This window comes from Streptomyces sp. NPDC049813 (assembly GCF_044465085.1).
Taxonomy (GTDB): Bacteria; Actinomycetota; Actinomycetes; order Streptomycetales; family Streptomycetaceae; genus Streptomyces.
In genome coordinates this window covers 20,028-45,644 of record NZ_JBITLI010000001.1, presented here as the reverse complement: position 1 = coordinate 45,644, position 25,617 = coordinate 20,028, and the positions used below count along the sequence as shown (strand labels likewise).

Annotated in this window: 17 protein-coding genes and 1 tRNA gene; 5 read left to right on the top strand and 13 right to left on the bottom strand. The window is 71.6% G+C overall.

Annotated elements, in window-relative coordinates; translation table 11 throughout:
* Positions 1 to 50: 50 nt before the first annotated feature.
* The 4 genes from ACIBW6_RS00170 to sucC form a co-directional block, all read right to left on the bottom strand.
* Positions 51 to 138: transfer RNA gene (locus ACIBW6_RS00170), tRNA-Leu, on the bottom strand.
* 169 nt (positions 139 to 307) lie between these two features.
* On the bottom strand, positions 308 to 1,861 hold the full coding sequence (locus ACIBW6_RS00165) for an aldehyde dehydrogenase family protein (RefSeq protein WP_399054840.1): 1,554 nt from the start codon (positions 1,859 to 1,861) through the stop codon (positions 308 to 310).
* 260 nt (positions 1,862 to 2,121) lie between these two features.
* A complete protein-coding gene (gene sucD, locus ACIBW6_RS00160; protein WP_399054838.1) occupies positions 2,122 to 3,006 on the bottom strand; it encodes a succinate--CoA ligase subunit alpha in 885 nt (294 codons plus the stop codon).
* A gap of 11 nt (positions 3,007 to 3,017) precedes the next feature.
* The gene (gene sucC, locus ACIBW6_RS00155) at positions 3,018 to 4,157 is read right to left on the bottom strand and encodes an ADP-forming succinate--CoA ligase subunit beta (RefSeq protein WP_399054836.1); all 1,140 of its coding nucleotides are present in this window, start codon (positions 4,155 to 4,157) and stop codon (positions 3,018 to 3,020) included.
* 189 nt (positions 4,158 to 4,346) lie between these two features.
* Here sucC and ACIBW6_RS00150 point away from each other — a divergent pair, with 189 nt between their 5' ends.
* From ACIBW6_RS00150 to ACIBW6_RS00130, 5 genes are all read left to right on the top strand, one after another.
* Entirely contained in the window at positions 4,347 to 6,041 is a 1,695-nt protein-coding gene (locus tag ACIBW6_RS00150; RefSeq protein ID WP_399054833.1) for a thiamine pyrophosphate-binding protein, read from the top strand.
* Positions 6,042 to 6,056: 15 nt separating this feature from the next.
* Positions 6,057 to 7,322, top strand: coding sequence for a formyl-CoA transferase (gene frc, locus ACIBW6_RS00145; protein ID WP_399054831.1), 1,266 nt, complete (start codon positions 6,057 to 6,059; stop codon positions 7,320 to 7,322).
* Between the two features lie 3 nt (positions 7,323 to 7,325).
* Positions 7,326 to 9,479: an acetate--CoA ligase family protein gene (locus tag ACIBW6_RS00140; RefSeq protein WP_399054829.1), complete on the top strand. Its 2,154-nt coding sequence runs from the start codon at positions 7,326 to 7,328 to the stop codon at positions 9,477 to 9,479.
* A 122-nt stretch (positions 9,480 to 9,601) separates the two neighbouring features.
* Positions 9,602 to 10,987 carry an OFA family MFS transporter gene (locus ACIBW6_RS00135; RefSeq protein ID WP_399054827.1) on the top strand — a complete coding sequence of 462 codons (1,386 nt, stop codon included), beginning with the start codon at positions 9,602 to 9,604 and terminating at the stop codon, positions 10,985 to 10,987.
* A gap of 1 nt (position 10,988) precedes the next feature.
* Positions 10,989 to 12,362 carry an OFA family MFS transporter gene (locus ACIBW6_RS00130; RefSeq protein ID WP_399054825.1) on the top strand — a complete coding sequence of 458 codons (1,374 nt, stop codon included), beginning with the start codon at positions 10,989 to 10,991 and terminating at the stop codon, positions 12,360 to 12,362.
* Positions 12,363 to 12,426: 64 nt separating this feature from the next.
* On the opposite strand, the gene ACIBW6_RS00125 is transcribed toward ACIBW6_RS00130, so the two are convergent.
* The 9 genes from ACIBW6_RS00125 to ACIBW6_RS00085 all read right to left on the bottom strand — a co-directional run bounded on the left by ACIBW6_RS00125 (position 12,427) and on the right by ACIBW6_RS00085 (position 25,546).
* Complete coding sequence (locus ACIBW6_RS00125) at positions 12,427 to 13,620, bottom strand: sugar phosphate isomerase/epimerase family protein (RefSeq protein WP_399054823.1); 1,194 nt, start codon at positions 13,618 to 13,620, stop codon at positions 12,427 to 12,429.
* Between the two features lie 119 nt (positions 13,621 to 13,739).
* Positions 13,740 to 15,125 (bottom strand): nucleotide pyrophosphatase/phosphodiesterase family protein, encoded by a 1,386-nt coding sequence (locus tag ACIBW6_RS00120; protein WP_399054821.1) that lies wholly within the window; start codon positions 15,123 to 15,125, stop codon positions 13,740 to 13,742.
* Complete coding sequence (gene eboE / locus ACIBW6_RS00115; RefSeq protein WP_399054819.1) at positions 15,122 to 16,294, bottom strand: metabolite traffic protein EboE; 1,173 nt, start codon at positions 16,292 to 16,294, stop codon at positions 15,122 to 15,124. Before eboE ends, ACIBW6_RS00120 begins: the two co-directional genes overlap by 4 nt.
* 3 nt (positions 16,295 to 16,297) lie before the next feature.
* Entirely contained in the window at positions 16,298 to 17,149 is an 852-nt protein-coding gene (locus tag ACIBW6_RS00110; protein WP_399054817.1) for a TatD family hydrolase, read from the bottom strand.
* Complete coding sequence (locus ACIBW6_RS00105) at positions 17,149 to 17,778, bottom strand: EboA domain-containing protein (protein WP_399054815.1); 630 nt, start codon at positions 17,776 to 17,778, stop codon at positions 17,149 to 17,151. Before ACIBW6_RS00105 ends, ACIBW6_RS00110 begins: the two co-directional genes overlap by 1 nt.
* Positions 17,775 to 18,647, bottom strand: coding sequence for a sugar phosphate isomerase/epimerase family protein (locus ACIBW6_RS00100; RefSeq protein WP_399054813.1), 873 nt, complete (start codon positions 18,645 to 18,647; stop codon positions 17,775 to 17,777). Before ACIBW6_RS00100 ends, ACIBW6_RS00105 begins: the two co-directional genes overlap by 4 nt.
* Entirely contained in the window at positions 18,644 to 20,047 is a 1,404-nt protein-coding gene (locus ACIBW6_RS00095) for a UbiA family prenyltransferase (RefSeq protein WP_399054811.1), read from the bottom strand. Before ACIBW6_RS00095 ends, ACIBW6_RS00100 begins: the two co-directional genes overlap by 4 nt.
* Before the next feature lie 488 nt (positions 20,048 to 20,535).
* Positions 20,536 to 21,714 (bottom strand): inositol-3-phosphate synthase, encoded by a 1,179-nt coding sequence (locus ACIBW6_RS00090; RefSeq protein WP_399054809.1) that lies wholly within the window; start codon positions 21,712 to 21,714, stop codon positions 20,536 to 20,538.
* Between the two features lie 106 nt (positions 21,715 to 21,820).
* Entirely contained in the window at positions 21,821 to 25,546 is a 3,726-nt protein-coding gene (locus ACIBW6_RS00085; protein ID WP_399054807.1) for a ThuA domain-containing protein, read from the bottom strand.
* Positions 25,547 to 25,617 lie beyond the last annotated feature (71 nt).

Here is a 25,617-nt window from a genome sequence, read left to right as displayed (position 1 = left end):
CGCACACAGCCAGAGATCCCCAGGTTGGCAATGCGACCTGGGGATCTCAGTGGTGTCCGAGGGGGGACTTGAACCCCCACGCCCGATAAAGGGCACTAGCACCTCAAGCTAGCGCGTCTGCCATTCCGCCACCCGGACAAGGTGTCTGTCGTTCGCGAGGTGTTCCCCGCGGCGACATGGACAACAATACCAAGGTTTCGCAGTGGCTTTCACCTGGGTATCCGCGGGCGTGACCTGCGGGTTTACGTTCTCACCGTGTGTGACAGGGCGGCCACCGCACGGCGGTCCCGGGCGTGGGAGGGCGTGGTCACGGCATCAGGTGGTACTCCGGGAAGTTCCCCGGCAGCCGCTCTCCGGCCGGTCCCTCGGTGACCGCCCTGATCAGCAGGTCCCCGCCGACGAAGGCGCCGCGCCAGGACGCGCCGAAGCCGCCGAAGAGCTCCTCCCGGTCACCGCGCGAGCGCGGCACGCCGTGGCCCACCTTGAAGGCGCGGATCTGCGGGACCAGCCGCTCGTACGTGCGCTCGTCGTCGGTCGAGAGGGTCGCGACCAGGGCGCCGTTCGAGGCGTTCATCGCGGCGAGCAGCTCCGCCTCGGTGTCGACGAGGACGATCGTGTCGACCGGGCCGAACGGCTCGGCGTGGTGCAGCGGGGAGGACGGCGGCGGGTTGAGGAGCGTGACGGGGTGGACGTAGGCGCCGGTGTCCTGGCCGGGCAGGAAGCGCGCGGGGTCGGGCGCGGAGCGGTGCAGGGGCACGGCGCCACGGTCGATCGCCTCGGCGACCTGGTCGGTGAGTTCCTTGGCCTTGGCCGCGTTGATCAGCGGGCCGAAGTCCAGCTCCGGGTAGGGGTCAGCGGGGTCCGCCACGGCCAGGGGGTGGCCGACGCGCAGGGTGCGTACGGCCGGCAGGTACGCGGCGAGGAACGCGTCGAAGGCGTCGCGCTGCACGACGAAGCGCGGGTAGGCGGTGCAGCGCTGCTTGCCGTAGTCGAAGAGCTTGGGGATCGCCGCGGTCAGCCGGGGCCAGTCGGTGAAGTCCCAGATCCCCCAGGTGTTGAGTCCTTCCTGTTCGAGGATGTGGCGCTTGCCGAGGTCGGCGACGTCCGTGGCGACGCGGGCGCCGGTGTCGCGGCCGCCGACGAAGGAGACGCAGCCGATCTCCGGCGCCCGCACCAGGGCCTCGGAGAGCTGCCCGCCGCTGCCGCTGACGAGGGTGACGGGCACGCCCTCGCGGGCGGCGAGGGCGCAGGCCAGGGTGAGGCAGGAGACGCCGCCGTCGGTCGGGGCCTTGGCGATGACCGCGTTCCCTGCCAGGGCCTGCACCAGCACCGCGTGGACGAGCACGCTCATCGGGTAGTTCCAGCTGGCGATGTTCGACACGGGTCCGGGCAGCGGGGTGCGCTCGCCGAGCAGGGTGTCGATCCCGTCGACGTACCAGCGCACGCCGTCGATCGCCCGGTCCACGTCGGCCCGCGCGAGCCGCCACGGCTTGCCGATCTCCCAGACGAGGAGGAGGGCGAGCAGGTCGCGGTGGTGGGCGAGGGCGTCCAGGGTCGCGGCGACGCGGGCGCGCCGCTCCGCCAGCGGGACGTGCCGCCAGGCGCGGTGCTGGTCGAGCGAGGCGCGTACGGCCCGGTGGGCGGCGGCGGTGTCCAGGCGCGGCGGACCGGCGACGGGGCTCCCGTCGACGGGGGTGGTGGCGGGCAGGGCGCGGCCGTCCGCGTGCCAGGCGCCGTTCCACAGGTTGAGGACGCGGTCGTCGCGGAAGGCCTCGGGGGCGGCGGCGAGGCAGCGGCGCCAGGCGTCGTCCCGGGCCGTGCCTGCTTTGAGGGTGGTGGGGTTGGGGAGGGGGGTTGCCATGTGTTCGCTCTCCGCTCACGGTGCACAGTCGGGGGCGGGTACTGGTGAGGGCGTGCGTGCGCAGGGGTGGTGCGGGGCGCCGGTCGCTGGAAGGCACTGGGTGTTCGAGGGTGCTGGGTGTTCGGGGGTGCCGGCCGCTCGAAGGCGCTGGGTGTTCGGGGGTGCTGGATGCTCGCGGGCGCCGTACAGGAGGTGCCCCATGCGCACCTCCCGTACGCCAACAGCCGGACAGTAGAGGCCGGTTGACGGTATGAGGCGTGTCACTGTCCGGTCGCGAGCCGCTCCAGGACGAGGCGCGCCGTCTCGGTCGGGGTGGCGCCGACGCGCACGCCGACCGCCTCCAGAGCCTGCTTCTTGGCCTGCGCGGTGCCCGAGGAGCCGGAGACGATGGCGCCCGCGTGCCCCATGGTCTTCCCCTCGGGCGCGGTGAATCCGGCGATGTAGGCGACGACGGGCTTGGTGACGTGGTCGCGGATGTGGGCGGCGGCGCGCTCCTCGGCGTCGCCGCCGATCTCGCCGATGAGGACGACGAGGTCGGTGTCGGGGTCGTTCTCGAAGGCGGTGAGGCAGTCGATGTGGGAGGTGCCGATGACGGGGTCGCCGCCGATGCCCACGCAGGTGGAGAAGCCGGTCTCCCGCAGCTCGTACATGAGTTGGTAGGTGAGGGTGCCCGACTTGGAGACGAGTCCGATCCGGCCGGGCTTGGTGATGTCGGCGGGGATGATGCCGGCGTCGCACTGGCCGGGGGTGATCAGGCCGGGGCAGTTGGGGCCGATGACGCGGGTGCCGGTGCGGCGCGCGTGCGCGGTGAAGGCGACCGTGTCGTGGACGGGGATGCCCTCCGTGATGACGACGGCGAGCGGGATGCGCGCGTCGGCGGCCTCGACGACGGCGGCCCTGGCGAAGGCGGGCGGGACGAAGACGACGGTGGTGTCGGCCCCGGTGGCGTCCATGGCTTCGCGGACGCCGCCGAAGACGGGGACGGCGCGGTCGTCGAGGTCGACGGTGCGGCCGGCCTTGCGGGGGTTGACGCCGCCCACCACGTCCGTGCCCGCGGCGATCATGCGGCGGGTGTGCTTCATGCCCTCGGCGCCGGTCATGCCCTGGACGAGGACCTTGCTCTCCTTGGTCACGTAGACGGCCATGTACCGGCTCCTTACGAGGGGTTGGCGGCGAGGGCGAGGGCGGCGGCCTGCTGGGCGGCGCCGTCCATCGTGGTGGCCTGGTGGACCAGCGGGTGGGCGCGGGCGTCGAGGAGGGCGCGGCCGCGGGCGGCGTTATTGCCGTCGAGGCGGACGACGAGCGGCTTGGTGAGGTGGACACGGTCGAGGGCCTGCACGATGCCGTCGGCGACGGCGTCGCAGGCGGTGATGCCACCGAAGACGTTGACGAGGACGGAGCGCACGGCCGGGTCGGAGAGGATGACGTGCAGTCCGTCGGCCATGATGCGGGCGGAGGCGCCGCCGCCGATGTCGAGGAAGTCGGCGGGGCGGGCGCCGCACCCCGCGACGACGTCGAGGGTGGCCATGACGAGCCCCGCGCCGTTGCCGATGACGCCGACCTCGCCGTCCAGCTTCACGTAGTTGAGTCCCTTGGCCGCGGCCTCGGCCTCCAGCGGGTCGTCGTGGGTGGCCTCCTGCGCACCCCAGCGTTCGCGGCGGAAGCGGGCGTTGTCGTCGAGGGTGACCTTGCCGTCGAGCGCGGCGAGCTGCCCGGTGGTCGTCCGCACGAGGGGGTTGACCTCGACGAGGAGGGCGTCCTCGCGGGTGAGGACGGCCCACAGCCGCACGAGGACGTCGACGGCTTCCGGGGGCAGTCCGGCCGCGTCGGCGATCTGCGCGGCCTTGGCCGCGGTGACTCCTTCGGCCGGGTCGACGGGGATCCGGGCGACGGCTTCGGGGCGGGCGGCGGCGACCTCCTCGATCTCGGTGCCGCCCTCGGCGGAGGCGATGGCGAGGAAGGTGCCGCTCGCGCGGTCGAGGACGTAGGAGACGTAGAACTCGGCGTCGATGTCGACGGGTTCGGCGAGCATCACCGCCCGGACCGGGTGGCCGTTGATCTCCATGCCGAGGATCCGGCGGGCCGTCCGCTCGGCGGCGGCCGGGTCCGGGGCGAGCCTGACGCCGCCCGCCTTGCCCCGGCCCCCGGTCCTGACCTGCGCCTTGACGACGACGCGGCCGCCGAGCCCGCGCGCGATCCCGCGGGCCCGCGCGGCGGAGTCCGTCACCTCGGCGCGCGGCACCACGATGCCGTGTTCCGCGAAGAGTTCCCTTGCCTGGTGCTCGTACAGGTCCATTCCGGCTCCTGACTCGAAAGTGCCGCACGCCCCCTGGACACCACCCATCGGATGCGGGATAACAAGGTTCATACAGTATTCGTCGACTGTATGCAATGTACGAGCGACGCACGAGAGCGCTGCGGAGGCCGTGCCCGGCACGCCCCCGAACTGCTCTTTCACTTCCCCATGAAGGGACGGGAGTTCGTCATGCCCCAGTCCGATGCGGACCACGGCCAGGAACAGATCTCCGGTGGACATCTGGTCGCCAAGGCGCTCAAGGCCGAGGGGGTGGAGGTCATCTACACCCTGTGCGGCGGTCACATCATCGACATCTACGACGGCTGCGTCGACGAGGGCATCGACGTCGTCGACGTCCGGCACGAACAGGTCGCCGCGCACGCCGCCGACGGCTACGCGCGCATCACCGGCAAGCCCGGCTGCGCCGTCGTGACGGCGGGGCCCGGCACCACCGACGCCGTCACCGGAGTCGCCAACGCCTTCCGCGCCGAGTCACCGATGCTGCTCATCGGCGGTCAAGGAGCCCACACACAGCACAAGATGGGCTCGCTGCAGGATCTGCCGCACGTCGACATGATGACCCCCATCACCAAGTTCGCCGCGACGGTCCCGGACACCGCACGCGCCGCCGACATGGTGTCCATGGCGTTCCGCGAGTGCTACCACGGCGCGCCCGGCCCCTCCTTCCTGGAGATCCCCCGCGACGTGCTCGACGCGAAGGTGCCGGTGGACAAGGCGCGCGTGCCGGTGGCCGGCCGCTACCGGGCCTCCACCCGGTCCGCGGGCGATCCGGACGCCGTCGAGAAGCTCGCCGACCTCCTCGTCCACGCCGAGAAACCCGCGATCCTCCTCGGCAGCCAGGTCTGGACGACCCGCGGCACCGAGGCCGCCGTCGAGCTGGTGCGCACGCTGAACGTGCCCGCCTACATGAACGGCGCCGGGCGCGGCACCCTGCCGCCCGGCGACCCGCACCACTTCCAGCTGTCGCGCCGCTACGCCTTCTCCAACGCCGACCTCATCGTGATCGTCGGCACCCCCTTCGACTTCCGGATGGGGTACGGCAAGCGGCTCTCCCCGGACGCGACCGTCGTCCAGATCGACCTCGACTACCGCACCGTCGGCAAGAACCGCGACATCGACCTCGGCATCGTCGGCGACGCGGGCCTGGTCCTGAAGCAGGTCACCGAGGCCGCCTCCGGGCGGATCAACGGCGGCGCGGCCAGGCGCAAGGAGTGGCTCGACGAGCTGCGGGCCGCGGAGCGGACGGCGATCGACAAGCGGCTGCCGCAACTGCGCTCCGACACCTCCCCCATCCACCCCTACCGGCTCGTCAGCGAGATCAACGACTTCCTCACCGAGGACTCGGTCTACATCGGCGACGGCGGCGACATCGTCACCTTCTCCGGCCAGGTCGTCCAGCCCAAGTCCCCGGGCCACTGGATGGACCCGGGCCCGCTCGGCACCCTCGGCGTCGGCATCCCCTTCGTCCTCGCCGCCAAGAAGGCGCGGCCCGACAAGGAGGTCGTGGCGCTCTTCGGCGACGGCGCCTTCTCCCTGACCGGCTGGGACTTCGAGACGCTCGTCCGCTACGACCTGCCCTTCGTCGGGATCGTCGGCAACAACTCCTCGATGAACCAGATCCGCTACGGCCAGAAGGCCAAGTACGGCGAGGCGCGCGAACGCGTCGGCAACACCCTCGGCGACGTCCCCTACGACAAGTTCGCCCAGCTGCTCGGTGGTCACGGCGAAGAGGTCCGCGACCCCGCCGACATCGGTCCCGCGCTGCGCCGCGCGCGCGAGTCCGGCAAGCCGTCGCTGATCAACGTATGGGTCGATCCGGACGCGTACGCCCCCGGAACCATGAACCAGACCATGTACAAGTAGTGAGGTGCCCCCGCGATGACCGACCTGACCGACACGACCGGCACACCCGTCGCGCCCAAGGCCCTCCAGGGCATCCGCGTCCTCGACATGACCCACGTCCAGTCGGGGCCCTCCGCCACGCAGCTCCTGGCGTGGCTCGGCGCGGACGTCGTCAAGCTGGAGGCGCCCTCGGGTGACATCACGCGCAAACAGCTGCGCGACCTCCCGGACGTCGACTCCCTCTACTTCACGATGCTCAACTGCAACAAGCGGAGCATCACCCTCAACACCAAGTCGGAGCGCGGCAAGGAGCTGCTGACCGAGCTGATCCGCCGCTCCGACGTGATGGTCGAGAACTTCGGCCCCGGCGCCGTCGACCGCATGGGCTTCACCTGGGACCGCATCCAGGAGATCAACCCGCGGATCGTGTACGCGTCCATCAAGGGCTTCGGCGAGGGCCCGTACACCAACTTCAAGGCGTACGAGGTCGTGGCCCAGGCCATGGGCGGGTCCATGGCGACCACCGGCTTCGAGGACGGGCCGCCGCTCGCCACCGGGGCGCAGATCGGCGACTCCGGTACGGGCGTCCACGCGGTGGCCGGCATCCTCGCCGCGCTGCTCCAGCGGGAGAGCACCGGGCGCGGGCAGCGCGTGAACGTGGCCATGCAGCACGCGGTGCTCAACCTGTGCCGGGTCAAACTGCGCGACCAGCAGCGCCTGGCGCACGGCCCGCTCGCCGAGTACCCGAACGAGGACTTCGGGGACGAGGTGCCGCGCTCCGGGAACGCCTCGGGCGGCGGGCAGCCGGGGTGGGCCGTGCGGTGCGCGCCCGGCGGACCGAACGACTACGTGTACGTGATCGTGCAGCCGGTGGGCTGGCGGCCGCTGAGCGGGCTGATCGGGCGGCCCGAGCTGGCCGACGACCCCGAGTGGGCGACGCCGGAGGCGCGGCTGCCCAGGCTCAGCAAGATGTTCCAGCTGATCGAGGAGTGGTCGGCCACGCTGCCCAAGTGGGTGGTGCTGGAGCAGCTCAACGCCCACAACATCCCCTGCGGCCCGATCCTGTCCACCAAGGAGATCATCGAGGACGCCTCGCTCGTCGCCAACGAGATGGTCGTCGAGGTCGAGCACCCGCAGCGGGGCACCTTCAGGACGGTCGGCTCCCCGCTCAAGCTCTCCGACTCCCCGGTCGACGTCACCAGTTCGCCACTGCTCGGCCAGCACAACGAAGAGGTCTTCGTCGGCGAACTCGGGCTCGGCGACGAGGAGTTGCGCCTTCTCAAGTCGAACGGGGTGATCTGAGTGATGGCCGAGGACCGTGAGCTGAGGGTGCGCGCGCTGCTCGACGCCGTGCGGGCCGAGGGGCGCACGGCGCTCACCGCCCCGGAAGGGAAGGTGATCGCCGACGCGTATGGGATCGCCGTCCCCGGCGAGGAGCTGGCCACCGACGTCGACGGGGCGGTGGCCGCCGCCGCCCGCTTCGGCGGGCCCGTGGTGCTGAAGATCGTCTCCCCCGACATCCTGCACAAGACCGACGCGGGCGGCGTCGTCGTCGGGGTCCAGGGCGCCGGCGACGTACGGGCCGCGTTCCACCGCATCGTCGAGAACGCGCGGGCGTACGCGCCCGCTGCCCGCATCGAAGGCGTGCAGGTGCAGGAGCTGCTGCCGACGGGAGCGGACTCGCAGGAGGTCATCGTCGGGGCGGTGACCGATCCGACCTTTGGCAAGGTCGTCGCCTTCGGGCTCGGCGGCGTGCTGGTGGAGGTGCTCAAGGACGTCACCTTCCGGCTCGCCCCGGTCGACGCCGACGAGGCGGTCGGCATGCTCGACTCCATCGGCGCGGCGGAGGTGCTGCGTGGGGTGCGCGGGGCGCGCGGCGTCGACCGGTGGGCGCTGGCCGAGCAGATCCGCCGGGTCTCCCGCCTGGTCACGGACTTCCCGGAGATCGCCGAGGTGGACCTCAATCCGGTCATCGCCACGCCGGAGGGCGCGGTCGCCGCGGACATCCGGGTGCTGCTCGCCGACGGCGTGCCGCGCGCGCGGCCCACGTACACGCGCGAGGAGATCCTCGCGACGATGCGGCGCCTCATGCAGCCGCGCTCGGTCGCCGTGATCGGTGCGTCGAACGAGCCGGGCAAGATCGGCAACTCCGTCATGCGCAACCTCGTCGACGGCGGCTTCTCCGGAGAGATCCATCCGGTGAACCCCAAGGCCGATGACATCCTGGGCCGCAAGGCGTACAAGAGTGTCACGGACGTCCCCGGTGAGGTGGATGTGGCGGTCTTCGCGATCCCCGCCAAGTTCGTGGCGGCGGCCTTGGAGGAGGTGGGGCGCAAGGGCATCCCGAACGCGGTGCTCATTCCGTCCGGCTTCGCGGAGACCGGCGAGCAGGGGCTCCAGGACGAGATCGTGACCATCGGCGCCCGGTACGGCGTACGACTCCTTGGTCCGAACATCTACGGCTACTACTCGACGTGGCAGGACCTGTGCGCCACCTTCTGCACGCCCTACGACGTGAAGGGGGGCGTCGCCCTCACCTCGCAGTCCGGTGGCATCGGCATGGCGATCCTCGGCTTCGCCCGCACCACCAAGACGGGTGTCTCGGCGATCGTGGGCCTCGGCAACAAGTCGGACCTGGACGAGGACGACCTGCTGACCTGGTTCGGCGAGGACCCGAACACGCGGTGCATCGCCATGCACCTGGAGGACCTCAAGGACGGGCGGGCCTTCGTGGCCGCGGCCCGGGCGACCGTGCCGAAGAAGCCGGTCGTCGTCCTGAAGGCGGGGCGTACCGCCGCGGGCGCGCGGGCCGCCGGATCGCACACCGGGGCGCTGGCCGGCGACGACGCGGTCTACGACGACATCCTGCGGCAGGCCGGGGTCATCCGCGCCCCGGGCCTGAACGACATGCTGGAGTACGCGCGGGCGCTGCCCGTGCTGCCCACCCCGCGGGGCGACAACATCGTGATCATCACCGGCGCGGGCGGCTCCGGCGTGCTGCTGTCGGACGCGGTGACGGACAACGGGCTGCGGCTGATGGAGATCCCGGCCGACCTGGACGCGGCCTTCCGGCGGTTCATCCCGCCCTTCGGGGCCGCGGGCAACCCCGTCGACATCACGGGCGGCGAGCCGCCGTCGACGTACGAGGCGACGATCCGGCTCGGCCTGGAGGATCCGCGCATCCACGCGCTCGTGCTCGGCTACTGGCACACCATCGTCACCCCTCCCATGGTCTTCGCGGAGGTAACGGCCCGCGTCGTCGCGGAGTTCCGCGAGCGCGGCGTGGAGAAGCCGGTCGTCGCGTCGCTGGCCGGGGACGTCGAGGTCGAGGAGGCCTGCCAGTACCTGTTCGAGCGGGGCGTGGTCGCCTACCCGTACACGACCGAGAGGCCGGTGGCGGTGCTCGGGGCGAAGTACCGGTGGGCGCGGGCCGCGGGGCTGTTGGGGGGCGGTCGATGAGGTGACCCGAGGCGGGTCCGGCCTGCGGTGCGCGCCGGCCGGACCCAGGTCCCGTGCGCGCACGAAAGCATTTTGGACAGGGGGCGCTGGCCAGATCTTTCGACGCAAGGGGTACGAGCGTCATGACAACCACCGAGCTGTCCGCCGCGGTCCCGTACCGGGAGGTGGCGGACGTCAACGGCCGGGTGTACCGGGTCGGCGAGACCGACATCGACATCATGGGCCGCACCCGCAAGTGGATGGTGATCCTGCCCTGGGTGGGCATGATGGGGATCTCCTCCGCCGAGTACGCGTTCGCGTCGGCCGAGGACACCCTGCACACCGCGCACGACTGGAACAGCCTGCACATCTTCTGGATGATGACCGTCTGGGTCTTCTTCCAGGCCGCCGTGGCCTTCCCCGCGGGCAGGCTGCGCGAGAGCGGCCGGCTGCCGGCCCGCTGGGCGATGATGATCGGCGCGTCGGGCACCTTCATGGGGTACCTGTCGCTCGCCCTGGCACCGCACGTCGTCGTCGCCTACATCGGCTTCAGCGTGCTCAGCGGCATGGGCGCCGGCATGGTGTACGCGACCTGCGTCAACATGGTGGGCAAGTGGTATCCGGAGCGCCGGGGCGGCAAGACCGGCTTCGTCAACGGCGGGTTCGCCTACGGTTCGGTGCCCTTCGTCTTCCTCTTCACCGGCTACATGGACCTGACCAACTTCCGCTGGGTGCTGCTGTCGGTGGGGGTGCTGCTCGCCGCGATGGTGGCGTGTGCCGGGTACTTCTTCAGGGACCCGCCGAAGAACTGGTGGCCCGCGCACATCGATCCGCTCAACCCGCCTGCCGACCCGCGCGCGCGGCGCTCCCTGGAGAAGAACCCGCCGGCCGTCAAGCAGTACACCCCCATGGAGGCGTGGAAGACGGGCCGGGTCGCACTGATGTGGTTCTGTCTCGCCTGCACCTCGGGGGTGAACATCTTCGGCATCGCCTTCCAGGTCGACATCGGTGAGGAGGCGGGCTTCGCCGGCGGGATCGTGGCCACCGCGATGTCGCTCAAGGCGATCGTCAACGGCACCGGCCGCGGGGTCATCGGCTGGCTCTCCGACCGGTACGGCCGCAAGCAGTGCCTGCTGGCGGTCTGCGCCATCCTGGGCGCCGCCCAGTTCGGCATCCTCCTGTCGGCCCAGGCCGCGAACCTGCCGTTGTTCCTGGTCTTCTCCGCGGTGTCGGGATTCGGCGGCGGCGCCATCTTCCCGATGTTCGCGGCCCTCACCGCGGACTACTTCGGCGAGAACAACAACGCGACCAACTACGGCATGGTCTACAGCTCCAAGCTCGTCTCCGGACTCGGAGCCGGCATGGGCGCCGTGGTGGTCGGCGCCTGGGGGCACTCCGGCGCGTTCGTCCTGGCCGGCTGCATCTCGTTCTTCGCCGGCTTCATCGCCCTCTTCCTGTCGCCGCCCGGCAGGCCCAGGGCCCGTGACGTGAAACCCAATCCGCAACCGCTCGGTGAGGAGATGGCTTGATATGACGGCGGAGCCCATCGCCGCAGGTGAGACCGGACAGACCCGTGGCACGAGATACCGGGAGATCACCGACGACAACGGCCGCGTCTACCGTGTGGGAGAGACGGACCGCGACATCCTCGGCCATTCGCGCAAGTTCATGGTGTATCTGCCATGGGTCGCGATGATGGCCATCAGCGTCTCCGAGTACGCGTACGGCTCGGCTGAGGACACCCTGTCCAGCGCGCACGGCTGGACGCAGTCGAACACCTTCTGGATCCTCAGCATCTGGGTCTTCTTCCAGGCGGGTATCGCCTTCCCGGCCGGATGGCTGCGGGAGAAGGGGATCCTGACGGCCAAGCGCGCCACGATGACCGGCGCCTTCATGTGCCTGCTGGGATTCCTCGCCCTGTCGCACTTCAGCAATGTGTGGCTGGCGATCCTCGGCTTCGGCGTCATCGGTGGGCTGGGCTCCGGCCTGGTCTACGCGACCTGCATCAACATGGTCGGAAAATGGTTCCCGGAACGGAAGGGCGGAAAGACCGGATTCGTGAACGGTGGCTTCGCCTACGGGTCCCTGCCGTTCATCTTCATCTTCAACTACGGCTTCGACACGTCGAACTACCACCGGGTGCTCGACATGATCGGGGTCTACGTCCTGATCGTCGTCCTCGTCTCCGCCTCGTTCTTCAAGGACCCGCCGAAGAACTGGTGGCCGGCCGGGATCGATCCGCTGCACAGGTCGGGGTCGGGCAAGAGCGAGAAGAGCCTCGCCAAGAATCCGCCCGCGGTGCGCCAGTACACCCCCAAGGAGGCCATCCGGACGGGCATGCTGCCGCTGATGTGGGTCAGTCTGGTGCTGACCGCGGGAGTGTCGATCTTCGGCATCTCCTTCCAGGTGGACTTCGCGAAGGAAGTCGGCTTCGGTCCCCTGGTCGCGGCGTCCTCGATGGGCGTGATGGCCGTCATCAACGGCGTCGGCCGCGCGGTCGTCGGGTGGCTGTCGGACATTCTGGGCCGCAAGTCGAGTCTCGTCTTCGTGATCGTCGTCCTCGGGCTCGCCCAGTTCGGTGTCATCTGGGCCGGCGACGTCCGCAGCGAATGGCTGTTCCTGTTCTTCGCTTTCTTGTCGGGATTCGGCGGCGGTGCCTTCTATCCGATGTTCGCGGCGCTGACCCCGGACTATTTCGGCGAGAACTACAACGCGACCAATTACGGGCTGGTCTACAGCGGCAAGCTCATCAGCGGCCTCTTCGGCGGCGGGCTCGGCTCGATGGTGGTCGCCGCGTGGGGCTACAACGGGGCGTACGCGCTCGCGGGCGGGATCTCGATGCTGGCGGCCGTGGTCGCGCTGCTGCTGCGCCAGCCGGGAAGGGAGCGGGACGCGGCCACCTAGGGGGACGGGTGCGGACTGAGAGGGGCCCGGCCTGATGGCCGGGCCCCTCTCAGTCCGCTTGCGGTCAGCGCTTCTTGCGCAGGGCCGCCAGGTTGTCGTACCCGGTCCGCGCGTACCTCAGCGACTGGCCGAGGTCCGTGGAGCTGGGTGCGTTGTCCTGCTCGACCATCGGGTTGTGGTAGTGCTTGTCGCCGACCCGGCTGAAGAAGGTGCGGTAGTCGATGACTCCCTCACCGAAGACGCCCATGTCGTACCCCTCGCCGCTGGTCTCGTTGCGCGTGCCGTCCTTGGCGTGGAACAGCGGGTAGCGCTTGTTGTGGCGGACGACGAGTCCGGCCGGGTCGAAGACCTTCTCCCGCTGGGAGCCGTCGTGCGCGGTGTACGTGTGGAACTTGTACTGGGCGACGTGGGCCCAGAAGATGTCCATCTCCAGCCAGACCGTCCGCGGGTCGGTGCCCTTGAGGAAGTACTCCAGCTTGCGGATGCCGGAGCTGCGGGTGGGACGGCCCTGGTCGTCGAGCGGACCGCCGTCGAGCAGGAAGCCGTAGGCCGCGTCGTGGTTGTGGGTGTAGAGCTTGATGCCGGCCTTGCGGGCGATGGCGCCGAGCGCGTTCCACTTGTCGGCGGCGACGTCCCAGTCCGCCTTGTACGAGCTGTTGGTGGGGTCGCCACCGGTGCCCATGTGGTCCATGCCGAGGATGTTGGCGATCTCCAGGTGCTTCTTGAACGTGTCCAGGTCGGCCTGGCTGAGCGGCCACGACGACGGGATGAAGCCGTGGTTGCCCTGCGCGCGCAGGCCGTACTCGTCCAGCCAGGAGCGCAGCAGCTTGGCACCGGCGACGGATTCGAGGTTGGCGCCGCCGGGCGCGTTCGCGTGCTGGCCGTAGCCCGCGAACTCGACCTGCTTGTACCCGTAGCGGGCCAGCTCCTTGAAGACCTCCCGGAAGCCGGAGGGGAGGTCGGTGGTCAGCGGGTCTCGGCCGGTCGCGTCACGGACGGTGTAGAGGATGATGCCGCGCTTGTCCGCGGGCACGAGCTCGCTGCCCCGGCCGTGACCGCCGTGGCCGTGGTCATGGTCGTGACCGTGGCCGTGGCCGCCGCCCGAGGAGGGCTGGGCGAAGGACGGCGCGGCCCCGAACACGGGTGCGGCGATCGCCCCCGCGGCGACGGCGGTGCAGGTGCTGAGGAAGCGGCGGCGGTCGATGCCGAGACGCTGTCTGAGGGCGTCGCCGGCGGAGTTGTCCTGGAAGTCGGTCACGGGTGCCTCTCTTCGACGTGCGGGTGAACGGTGCGGGAACCACTGGCGCGCCGCCAGTGTCGTGTGCTTCACTCTCTGTAACCGGTCCTGGTCGGGGGCGGGGTGGACCGAGGTCTGCGTCAGCTCAGCCCCGCCAGATCGAGGAGCAGGGATTTCACTTGGGTGGCCGGGACCCGGCCGGGAAGTGCGTGGGGGGTGGAGCTGATGATGAGCGGACCTTCGTCGTCGCTCGCGGGAAGGCGGCCGTGGCTGCCGCGAATAGGTGAGGGATCCAGCGGCACGACCGCCATGCGGTAGCGCATGCCGAGTTTCTTGCGGGCGAGCGCGCCCGCGGCCTTGACCTTGACGTACGGGTCGAGGGGGTCCATGAACAGTTCGACCGGGTCGTAGCCGGGTTTGCGGTGGATCTCGACCAGCTGCGCGAAGTCGGGCGCGTGGGCGTCGTCGAGCCAGTAGTAGTACGTGAACCAGGCGTCGGGTTCCGCGATCGCGACGAGTTCGCCGGCGCGCGGGTGGTCGAGGTGTTGGTCCTTCTTGCCCTGGTCGTCCAGGAGTTGCTCGATGCCGGGAAGGTCGGCGAGGGCGGCGCGGGTGGCGTCGAGGTCCTCGGGGCGGCGCACGTAGACGTGGGCGATCTGGTGGTCGGCGACGGCGAACGCCCGGGAGGTCATCGGGTCGAGGTACTCCATGCCGTCCTGGGTGTGCACCTCCAGGAGGCCGGCGCGGCGCAGCGCCCTGTTGATGTCGACGGGCCGGTCGGCGCGGGTGATGCCGTACTCCGAGAGGGCGACGACGGTGCGTCCTTCGGCCCGGGCGTCGTCGAGGAGCGGAGCGAGGGCCGTGTCGAGCTCGGCGGCGGCCCGGTGGGCGCGGGGGTCGTCGGGGCCGAAGCGCTGGAGGTCGTAGTCGAGGTGCGGGAGGTAGCACAGGGTGAGGTCGGGGTGGCGGGTCGCCATGACGTGCCGGGTGGCGTCGATGATCCACTGGCTGGAGACGATGTCGGCGCCCGGGCCCCAGAAGTGGAAGAGGGGGAACGTGCCGAGTTTCTCGGTGAGTTCGTCGTGCAGGGCCGGGGGCCGGGTATAGCAGTCGGGTTCCTTGCGGCCGTCAGCGTAGTAGACGGGACGGGGGGTGATGGTGATGTCGGTGTCGGCGCCCATGGCGTACCACCAGCAGATGTTGGCGACGGTGTAGCCGGGGTGGGCGCGACGGGCGGCGTCCCAGAGTTTGTCGCCGGAGACGAGCCCGTTGTGCTGGCGCCACAGCAGCACGTCGCCGAGTTCGCGGAAGTACCAGCCGTTCCCGACGATGCCGTGCTCGGCGGGCATGGTGCCGGTCAGGAAGGTGGACTGGGCGGCGCAGGTGACGGCGGGCAGGACCGTGCCGAGCGGGGCGCGGGAGCCTGACTGACCGAGGGATTTGAGGTGCGGCATGTGGTCGAGGAGACGGGGGGTGAGGCCGACGACGTCCAGGACGAGGAGCGGGGTGGGGCGGGTCTGCGTCATGGCAGCTCCTTGAGGCCGAGGTCGGTCAGCAGGTCGCGGGCGAGGGCGAGTTCGGCGGCGATGCCGTCGGCGAGCTGGGTCCGGGCCCGGGGCCGCAGTTCGGGCGGGAGCGCCTGCCAGGTGTAGGTCTCGACCTCCAGATGGGCGGTGAGCGGGTGCGCCCCGCCCATGAGGCGGGCCAGCGTGGAGCGCAGGACGGGCAGCGTGGAGGTGAGCGGTGCGGCGGGCGCCGCGTGCAGGGGGACGTGGAAGTGAGCGCGCCAGGGTGCGCTGTCCGGCAGGGCGGCGCCCCGCAGGGCGGGGCCGAGGTCATCGGTGCCGTGCAGGCCATCGGCGGTGCGGGCGCGGGTCTGATGGAGGAAGCGGGGTTCGTCGAAGGCGGCGAGCGCCTCGCGGACGTCGGGGAGATGGGGGTGTTCGGCGTGCAGGGCGGCGGAGAGTTGCGATTTGACGACGGGGACGCCGGCGGCGGCGAGACCGTCGAGCGCGGTGTCGGGGTCCTCGAAGGAGGTGGCGAGGTGGCAGGTGTCGAGGCAGAGGCCGATGCGGTCGGTGCGGCCCACGGCGGTGAGCGGGGCGAGGGCGTCGGCGGTGGTCTCGATCGTGCAGCCGGGTTCGGGTTCGAGACCGACACGGACGGACCGGCCGGTCAGCTCCTCCAGGGCGTCGAGACGTTCGGCGAGGGTGACGAGGGCGGCGCGGGCGGTGTCGGCGCGCTGCTCGTCGTAGGCGGTGCGCCAGGCGAGCGGCAGGGTCGAGATCGTGCCCTCGGTGACGTCGGCGGGGAGCAGGGCGGCGAGCAGCCGGGCCAGCTCGATGGTGTGGGTCAGTCGCTCGGGGTCGGCCCAGTCCGGCTGATAGACGCGGTACTTGACCTCGGTGGCGCCGAACCCCTCATAGGGGAAGCCGTTGAGGGTGACGACTTCCAGGCCGCGCCGGTCCAGTTCCGCGCGCAGTCCGCGCAGCGCCGCCGGGTCGGTGGCCAGGGAGCGGGCCGCGTTCTTGGCGAGCCACAGGCCGATGCCGAGGCGGTCGCGGCCGAGGCGTTTGCGGACGGGTTCGCAGTGGTCGCGGAGTTGGGCGAGGACCCCGTCGAGGGTCTCGGCGGGATGCACGTTCGTGCAGTACGCGAGGTGGACGGTGGACCCGTCCGGATGCCGGAACCGCACGCCTCACGCTCCCCCACGCAGGATGGAGTTGCCCTCGTGCGTCGCCTTTGGCGGCATGAGCGCGTCCAGCTGCAGACGCCCGCTCAGCCCGTAGAACGCCACCGGATTACGCCACAGCACCCCCTCCACGTCATCCTCCGAGAAACCGGCCGCCAGCATCGCGTCGGCGACCTTACGCGTCTTCAGCGGATCGCTCTTGCCCCAGTCCGCGGCCGAGTTGACCAGCACCTTCTCCGGACCGTAGAGGCGAAGGATCTCCACCATCCGGTCCTCGTCCATCTTGGTGTCGGGATAGACGGAGAACCCCAGCCACGCCCCGGCGTCCTTGGCGTCCTTCACCGTGGTCTCGTTCAGGTGGTCGATGAGGACGTGCTCGACGGGCAGCGCCGACTCACGGACGACGTCCAGGGTGCGGCGCAGCCCGGCGAGCTTGTCGCGGTGCGGGGTGTGTACCAGCGCGGGCAGGCCGTGCTCGGCGGCGAGTTGCAGTTGTGTGGCCAGCGCGCTGTCCTCGGCCGGGGTCATGGAGTCGTAGCCGATCTCCCCCACCGCGACCACGTTGTCCTTGGCCAGGTAGCGGGGCAGGGCCTCCAGGACCGGGGTGCAGCGCGGGTCGTTGGCCTCCTTCGGGTTCAGCGCGATCGTGCAGTGATGCGCGATGCCGTACTGCGCGGCACGGAACGGCTCCCAGCCCAGCAGCGCATCGAAATAGTCGAAGAAGGACGCGGGCGAGGTACGGGGCTGGCCCAGCCAGAATGCGGGCTCGACCAGGGCACGCACCCCGGCCGCGTACATCGCCTCGTAGTCGTCGGTGGTACGCGACGTCATATGGATGTGCGGGTCGAAGATGCGCATCAGGCCTCCTTCTTCGCGGGTGCCGTGCGGGTCAGCACACGGTGCAGGTCCTCGGGGACGGGGCGGCCCGCGGCGGTACGTTCCTGGGCGAAGTCGCCTAGCATCCGGGCGAGTTCGGTGTCTCCGTCGGCGCGCCGCGGCAGTTCGGCGACGGCGTCGACAGGAACGCCGATGAACAGGCACTTCAGGACCGCGTGCCGCCAGTCATGGTCGGGCAGATGCGCGGCCGCGTACGGGCCGACGGCCGCCGCCACCAGCGTGGTGTCGTTCGTACGCAGCGCGTCCTCGACCAGCGGCAGGCACTCCGCACCGGTGACCAGGTGCGGCAGCGCGGTCAGAACGGCCCGGCGCTCAGCGGCCGTGCCCTGCGCGTACAGGCGGGACAGGGTCGCCGGCTCGGCGCGGGCCGCGTGCAGCAGCACGACCCGGGCGGTGTCGGCGTGCTCCAGGCCCGCCCTGCGGCCCGCCTCCGCGAACCGCACCTCCCAGGTGGGCGGGGGGTTTTCGTCGCGGCCTCCGGGGTGGGCCACCGCCTCGGCCAGGGCCTGGTCGAGCCAGGCGCGGGCGGCCGGGGTGAGGGTGGCGTCGAGGTGGGCGCGGAGTTCGGCGATGGTGGTGGGCCTGGTCATGCGCGGCCTCCTCGTGCTGCTGTCCGCAGGAACTCCAGGGAGTGGGCGGCCAGTTCGGGCCCGGCGTGGGAGTGCCGGGGCAGTTCCACCACGGTCAGCCCCCGGTAACCGGTGGCGGCCAGGGCGTCGAGCACCGGCGGGAAGTCGATCTCCCCCTCCCCGAACGGAAGGTGCTCGTGCACGCCCCGGCGCATGTCCTCGATCTGCACGTGCCGCAGCCAGGGCGCCGCCGCCCGCACACAGTCGGCCGGCGACTGCGGCTCCAGGCACTGGCAGTGCCCGATGTCGAGGGTGAGTCCAAGGGCTTCGGGGCTGCCGAGGGCCTGGCGGAGCTGGTGGAAGTCGGCGAGGTCGCCCAGGAGGTGACCGGGCTCGGGTTCGATCGCGAGGGGCACTCCGGCGTCGGTGGCGGCGTCGACGACCGGGCCGAGTTCGTCGGCGAGCCGCTTCCACCCGGTGTCCGCGTCGACGCCGGGCGGCAGGACGCCGCTGAAACAGTGCACCGCGTGGGCACCCAGGTCGGCGGCGACCTGGACGGCCCGGACGAGGAGGCGGGCGCGGGCCGCGCGGGCGTCCGGGTCGGGGTCGAGGAGGGAGGGGCCGTGTTTGCGGCGCGGGTCGAGGACGTAGCGGGCGCCGGTCTCCACGGTGGCCGTGAGGTGGTACCGGTCCAGGAGGTGGGCGACGTGCCGGGTGCGTTCCGCGAGGTCCGGGGCGAGGGGGTCGAGATGCATGTGGTCGAGGGTGAGACCGACGCCGTCGTAGCCGAGGTCGGCGAGGAGGGCGAGGGCGTCGTCGAGGCGGAGATCGGTGAGGCCGTTGGTGCCGTAGCCCCAGCGGGGGGCGGTGGGCGGCTGGTGCGGGCTCATGTGACGCTCACCTTCTTCGCGAAGCGGCGGGCGAGGGGGGCGAGGGCCGCGGTGGCCAGAGCGGTCCGGGGGGCTCCCGCCCGGGCGGTGAGGGCTGCCTGGAGCGGGATCATGGCGCGGATCCCGGCGCCGACGGCCCTCTGCGTCAGGGGTGGGGAGGGGTTGAGGACGGCGTGGAAGAGGGGGACGAGCGTGGTGCCGGCGTAGGCGGTGGGACCCGGCAGGCCGAGGGGGGCTGCGGCGCCTCGGCCCGCCGGGAGTCTGAGGAGGTGCCCGGTCAGCACGGCGGTGGTGGCCAGCGCCGCGGCGGGGGCGGCGGGCGCGCCGCCGGTCGTCTCGTTGCGGGAGACGGTGGTGACGGCGGTGGTGTGGGTGGCGAGGACCAGCGCGGAGGGCAGGGCGGATCGCAGGGGGCCGTTGTCCCGGGCGGGGGCTCCGAGGGGCCCGCTCGCGCGGCGCAGGGGACGCACGACTCGGTCCGCGACTCCGAGCGGCCCGCCCGCGCGACGCAGAGGGCGCACGACTCGGTCCGCGACTCCAAGCGGCCCGCCCGCGCGACGCAGAGGACGCACGACGCGGTCCGCGACTCCAAGCGGCCCGCCCGCGCGACGCAGAGGACGCACGACTCGGTCCGCGACTCCAAGCGGCCCGCCCGCGCGACGCAGGGGGGCCACCACTCGGTCCGCGACTCCAAGCGGCCCACTCGCGCGGAGCAGAGGGCGCACGACTCGGCCTGCGGCTCCGGGCAACCCGCCCGCGCGGCGCAAGCTACCCGCGTCCCGACCGGCCCGGGCACCGAGCCACCCGCTCACACCGCGCAGGGGCCCGGTGCCCCGGCCCGGGGCACCGGAATCCCGGCCGCCCGAGCGGACGGCAGCATCATGGGAGGCCGCCGCTCCCATGAGGAGGTCCAGGCCCCGGGCCGCGCCCATCGCGAGGGGGCCCGCGGGGGTGCGTTTCAGGCCTAGGTCGTACGCCCAGACCGTCGCGGCGAGCGCGGTGCCGAGCGTTCCCGCCGTGCGGCCCGCGGCGAAGGCGAGACCGAGGCCCGCAGCGGTGAACGCGCCGGCTGCCGCGAGGGCCGCGCCGGGCCGGATCCGGCCGGACGGGATCGGGCGGTGCGGGCGGTCGACGGCGTCCTCGTCGCGGTCCGCCCAGTCGTTGAGGGCCATGCCCGCCTCGTACAGGCACAGGGAGGAGGAGAGGGCGAGGGCCGTGCCGCGGCCGGGCCGCGCTCCGGCGGCCGCGGCGCCCGCGAGGGCGTCACCGGGGACGGTGAACAGGGCGGGCAGCCGCAGGAGTTCGGCCCAGGCGCGCAGAGCCGGACGGGTGGTCGCCGGCTGCCGCCCCTCGGAGGCCGGCTGGGTGGCAGCAGCAGCGGGCGGGCGTTCCTCGGACACCGGATGGCCGACGGACGGCAGTGGCTCCTCGGTCGCAGGGCGACCGGCAGCAGCGGCGGATGCATGCCCATCGGACGCCGGATCTGTGGCAGCAACGGCGGATGGCCGCCCGTCGGACGCCAGATACCCAACGGCGGGTGCCGGCTCCTCGGACGCCGGGTCACCGGCAGCAGCGGCGGGCGGGCGCTCCTCCGACGCCGGGTCACCCGCAGCAGCCGCGGGCGGGCGCTCCTCCGACGCCGGGTCACCCGCAGCAGCCGCAGGCGGGCGCTCCTCCGACGCCGGGTCACCCGCAGCAGCCGCAGGCGGGCGCTCCTCCGACGCCGGGTCACCGGCAGCGGCCGCGGGCGGGCGCTCCTCCGACGCCGGGTCACCGGCAGCGGCCGCGGGCGGGCGCTCCTCCGACGCCGGGGCACCTGTGGCGGGCGTCGGCGGGCGTCCCGCGACCGCCGGGGTGTCGATGGCGGTGGCCCGCTGGGATTCGGGGGTCATCGGGCCGCCCCGGCGCCCAGCACCGCCGCGAAGTCGACCAGGGCGGCGAACTGGTCGCCGAGGGCCGCCGGGGCGTCGCCGTCCGGGTCCTTGAAGTAGAAGCCGAGTTCCGGGCGGGGGCCGGTCAGGCCGCGGTCGGCGGCGCGCAGCAGCAGGCGGGCGAGGTCGAGGACGAGGGGCGCGGCGAGCGCGGAGTCGCACCCCTGCCAGGTGGTCTGGAGGACCATGCGGGCGCCGAGGAAGCCGTCGAAGGCGATGTGGTCCCAGGCGGTCTTCCAGTCGCCGAGGGCGGGCACGTCGTCGATGTGGACCTCGCCCTGGGGGGCGGCGCCGAGGGTGTCGGCGAGGACGCGTTCCTTGCCGGCGTTCTTGGCGGCGGCCGCCGCGGGGTCGGCGAGGGCGGCGCCGTCGCCGCCCCCGAGCAGGTTGGTGCCGGACCAGGCCCGTACGGCGAGGGCGCGTTGCAGGAACATCGGGCCGAGTACGGAGCGCAGCAGGGTCTGTCCGGTCTTGCCGTCGCGGCCCGCGTAGGGGACGGACGCGGCGGCGGCCTCGGCGGCGAGGGCCGGGTGGTGCAGGCCGGTGGAGGGGGTGAAGTTGACGTAGGGGCAGCCGGCGCGCAGGGCGGCGGCGGCGTAGAGGGAGCTGGGCGGGAGGGGGCCGCCGGGCGCGGGGGCGGGTTCGGTCGAGGCGACGTTCAGGACGACGGCGCCCGCCAGTCCGTGGCCGCGTACGAAGTCGCGGATGTCGGTGGCGAAGGCGGTGATCAGGTCGTCCTGGGTGCGGTCGTCGTCCCGCCCGGGCTGGGGGCCGCCGGGCCGGATCTCCCGGTCGGCGGCGGTCAGTTCGGCGGCGACGGCGGAGGGCAGTCCGTGCGGCAGGACGCCGCCGGCGGCGAGGTGCTCGGCGCGTTTGGGCAGCGGGCAGTCGAGGGTGTCGTGGCCGCCGAAGACGAGCGACGACAACGTTGGCAGACCCGCGTCGGCGAAGGGGGCCGTCTCGGTGACCATGCCGGTCGCCGGGTGCAGTCCGGCGCTGACGGCGGCGCAGCCCGCGATGGCGGTGGTGGCGACGGAGCCGCGGGCTCCGATGAGCCAGACGCCGTAGCGCGGGGCGGAGGAGGGCTCGGAGGGCGGGGTGGGGAGGGGGGAAGGGAGGGACGGTTCGGCGGACATGGGCAGCCTCCTTGTCGAACACGAACCGGGGGGTGCGCGGTGGGGCCGGAGAGGGGGCCGGGTGGGACGGCGGGCGGAGGTCCGGCGTCCTCCGCCCGCCGCCGTTCTAGTTGCCCGTGGTGGGCAGTTCCTTGAGCTGGATGTTGCGGAAGGAGACCTGGTCGTCGGCGCCGTGGTTCTGGATGCCGATGTAGCCGTCGGTCAGGCTGCGCTCCGGGTCCTTGTTGGTGAAGTCGTTGATCTTGACTCCGTTGAGGAACAGCTGGAGGCGTTCGCCCTGGACCTTGATCTCGTAGGAGTTCCACTGGCCCGGCGGGCGCAGGACCTGGTCACGGGCCTTGATGTTCGCCGCCTTGAACGTGTAGATCGAACCCGTGGTGCGGTCCGTCGCGTCGGTGGCGTCGATCTGGACCTCGTAGCCCTTGTTCACCGCGGACCAGGGGTCGTCGGAGGCGGGGAAGCCGACGAAGACGCCGGAGTTGTCGTCGCCCTGCATCTTCCAGTCGAGCTTGAGCGAGTACGACTTCAGCTCCTTGGCCTGGTACCACAGCAGGCCCATGCCGCCCTCGGACTCCAGGGCGCCGTCCTTGACGTTGAACTTTCCGGGTCCTGCCTGCTTCCAGCCGGCGAGGGACTGGCCGTTGAAGATCGGCCGGTAGTCCTTGTCCGGCTTGCAGTCGGCCGTGACCTGGCCGCTGGCGTACTTCAGGCCGCCGAGCAGGTGGGCGCGGTAGGCGTCGTCGGCGTAGGACTCCTTGGTGTGGCCGAGGCCGGTGTAGAAGGAGCGGCCGCCGCCGTAGCTCTGGCACCAGGCGATCGGGTGGTCGCCCTTCATGTTCCCGCCCTGGTACGTCGTCTCGTCGAGGGTGGCGAGGACGTGGACCTTGTCGCGCGGGTTGGTGCGGTAGTTGTAGAGCTCGTCGGTGCGCTCCCAGGCCTGGCCGAGGTGGGCGGTGGCCGGGTTGGTGGTGTCCTCGACGCGCACGGTGGCCTTCTGGATGGCCGGGTGCGAGTCGAAGTAGGCGCCGACGAGGCCGCCGTAGTACGCCCAGTCGTACTCGGTGTCGGCGGCGGCGTGGACGCCCATGTAGCCGCCGCCCTTGGCGATGTACTCCTCGAACGCCTTCTGCTGGGCGTCGTCGAGCACGTCACCCGTGGTCGACATGAAGACGACCGCGTCGTAGCGGGCGAGGTTGTTGGTGGTGAACTGGGCGGCGGACTCGGTGGCGTCGACCGTGATGTTGCTGCTCGCGCCGAGTTCCTTCAGGGCCGCGATGCCCTCGGGGATCGCGTCGTGGCGGAAGCCGGCCGTCTTGGAGAAGACGAGGACCCGCTTGGCGCCCTTGACCGGGGCGTCGCTGGAGATCTCGAAGTCGTCGACGTCGTAGAGCGCGCCGTCGCCGCCCTTGAAGACGAGGTAGAGGTCGGTCGTCTTCTTCGGGACGTTCTTCAGGGGGACGTCGACGTTCTGGAAGGTCTCCCAGCTGCCGGTGACGGGGACCGGGGCGGAGCCCAGCAGGGTGCCGGTCGCCGATCCGGTGCGCACCTCCAGGAAGCCGCCCGCGCCGCCGGAGGAGATCCGGGCGGTGAGCTTCTTGGCCCCGGTGAGGTTGTAGGGGGTGAAGGAGATCCAGTCGCCGTCGTTGATGTCGCCGACGGTGCGGCCGCCGTTGGCCTCGGTCTTGTTCTGCGGTGTGGTGCCCTGCTGGGTGGTGTAGTGCTCGGCCTGGCGGTGGCGCGGCTGGAGCTGCACCTGGTCGTGGGTGGTGAGGGCGGCCTGGCCGCCTCCGCCGCCGTCGGTGTACTCGGCGTCGAGCACGCCGTAGATGTTGGCGTTCGGGTCGTGCTCGGCGTCGGCCGGCGCGGTGATGGTGCCTTCGCAGCCGTTGGCCGAGGTGATCGCGTGGGCGTGGTTGTCGTGGCCGAGGAGGTAGCGCACGGTGACCTTGGAGCAGTCGATGGCGCCGGCGGCGCTGTCTTCGGGGTCACTGACCGCGACCTTGAACGGGATGGTGTCGCCGAACTTGAACAGCGAGCCGTTCGGCGGGTTCTGGAACGTCACGGTCGGTGCGGTGTTGCCGACGGTGATGCGGACGTTGGCGGAGCCGGTGCGGCCCGTGCCGTCGTCACCGGTGACCGTCACCACGTACGTGCCGTCCTTGCGGTACGTGTGGCTGGGGTCGGCGCCGGTGCCCTTGGTGCCGTCGCCGAAGTCCCAGGTGTAGGTGATCGGGTCGTCGTCGGCGTCGGTGCCGGTCGCGGTGAACTTGGTGCGCAGCGGCGACTGGCCGGAGGTCTTGGACGCCTTGGCCTCGATGATCGGCGAGTGGCCGCCGGTGGCGTTCTCGATGCGGTACAGCGCGGAGTGCTCGTCGCCGCCGAACCAGGAGAGGCCGTAGTCGAGGACGTACAGGGCGCCGTCGGGGCCGAAGGCGCTGTCCATGACCTGGGTGCCGGACCACGGGAAGTCGTTGATCTTCGAGACGTTCCCGGAGCCGTCCTGCTCGATCCGCTTGATCCACTGGCGGCCGAACTCGGTGGCGAAGAAGTCGCCGTCGTACTCCTCGGGGAACTTCACCGGGGAGTCGAGGTCGGCGTCGTAGCGGTAGACCGGCCCTGCCATCGGCGACTCGGAGCCGGAGCCGAACTCGGGCACGGAGGCGTTGTCGTAGGGAATCCAGGCGGCCTGGGCCGGCGGCAGGTCGGTGAGGCCGGTGTTGTTCGGCGAGGTGTTCTTCGGCGCGGCGCAGTCGTAGGTGGCGCCGGAGGCCTTGGTGGCGAAGTCGTAGTCGACGTACGGGTCGTTGTCGCCGGTGCAGTAGGGCCAGCCGAAGTTGGCGGCCTTGGTGATCTTGGCGAACTCGACCTGGCCCGCCGGTCCCCGCTTGGGGTCGGCGGCGCCGGCGTCCGGTCCGTAGTCACCGACGTAGACGGTGCCGGTCGGCTTGTCGACGCTGATGCGGAACGGGTTGCGGAAACCCATCGCGTAGATCTCGGGGCGGGTCTTCTCGGTGCCCGGGGCGAAGAGGTTGCCCTCGGGGATGTCGTAGCTGCCGTCCGCCTTGACCTTGATGCGCAGGACCTTGCCGCGCAGGTCGTTGGTGTTGCCGGCGCTGCGCTGCGCGTCGAAGGCGGGGTTGCGGTCGGCGCGCTCGTCGAGGGGGCTGTAGCCGTCGGAGGCGAAGGGGTTGGTGTCGTCGCCGGTCGACAGGTACAGGTTGCCGTCGGCGTCGAAGTCGATGTCGCCGCCGACGTGGCAGCAGGTGCCGCGGGAGGTCTTGACCTCCAGGACGTTCTTCTCGCTGGCCTTGTCGAGGGTGCCGTCCTCCTTGAGGACGAAGCGGGCCAGCCGGTTGACGCCGTCGAACGGGGCGAAGTCGGCGGCGCTGCCGTTCTCCGGGGCGTCGCCCGCCGGGGTGTTCAGCGGCGGCGCGTAGTAGAGGTAGATGAAGCGGTTGTCCTTGAAGCCCGGGTCGATGCCGACGCCCTGGAGGCCTTCCTCGTCGTGGTCGTACACGTCGAGTTTGCCGGCGACGGAGGTGGAGCCGCCCGCGTCGGTCAGCCGCAGCGTGCCGTCGCGGGAGGTGTGCAGGACGCTGCGGTCCGGCAGGACGGCCAGCGACATCGGCTCGCCGGTCTCGTCGGCGCCCTTGGCGAGGGTGACCTGCTGGAAGTCGGAGTCGGCGGCCGGCTCGGGGTCGGGGTGCGCGCTGGCGGTGCCGGGCAGCAGCGCGAGCGAGGAGCCGACCAGTACGGAGCCGGTGAGCAGGGCGAGGGTGGTGCGGAGTCTGGAGCGCCGGGTGGAGCTGCTTCTGTTACTGCTTGTGTGCACGAAGTCCCTCCGGGAACGGGGTGGGCCGTACGGAATGGATGCGAAGACGTGCGGTGCGGGCGCCGGGGTGC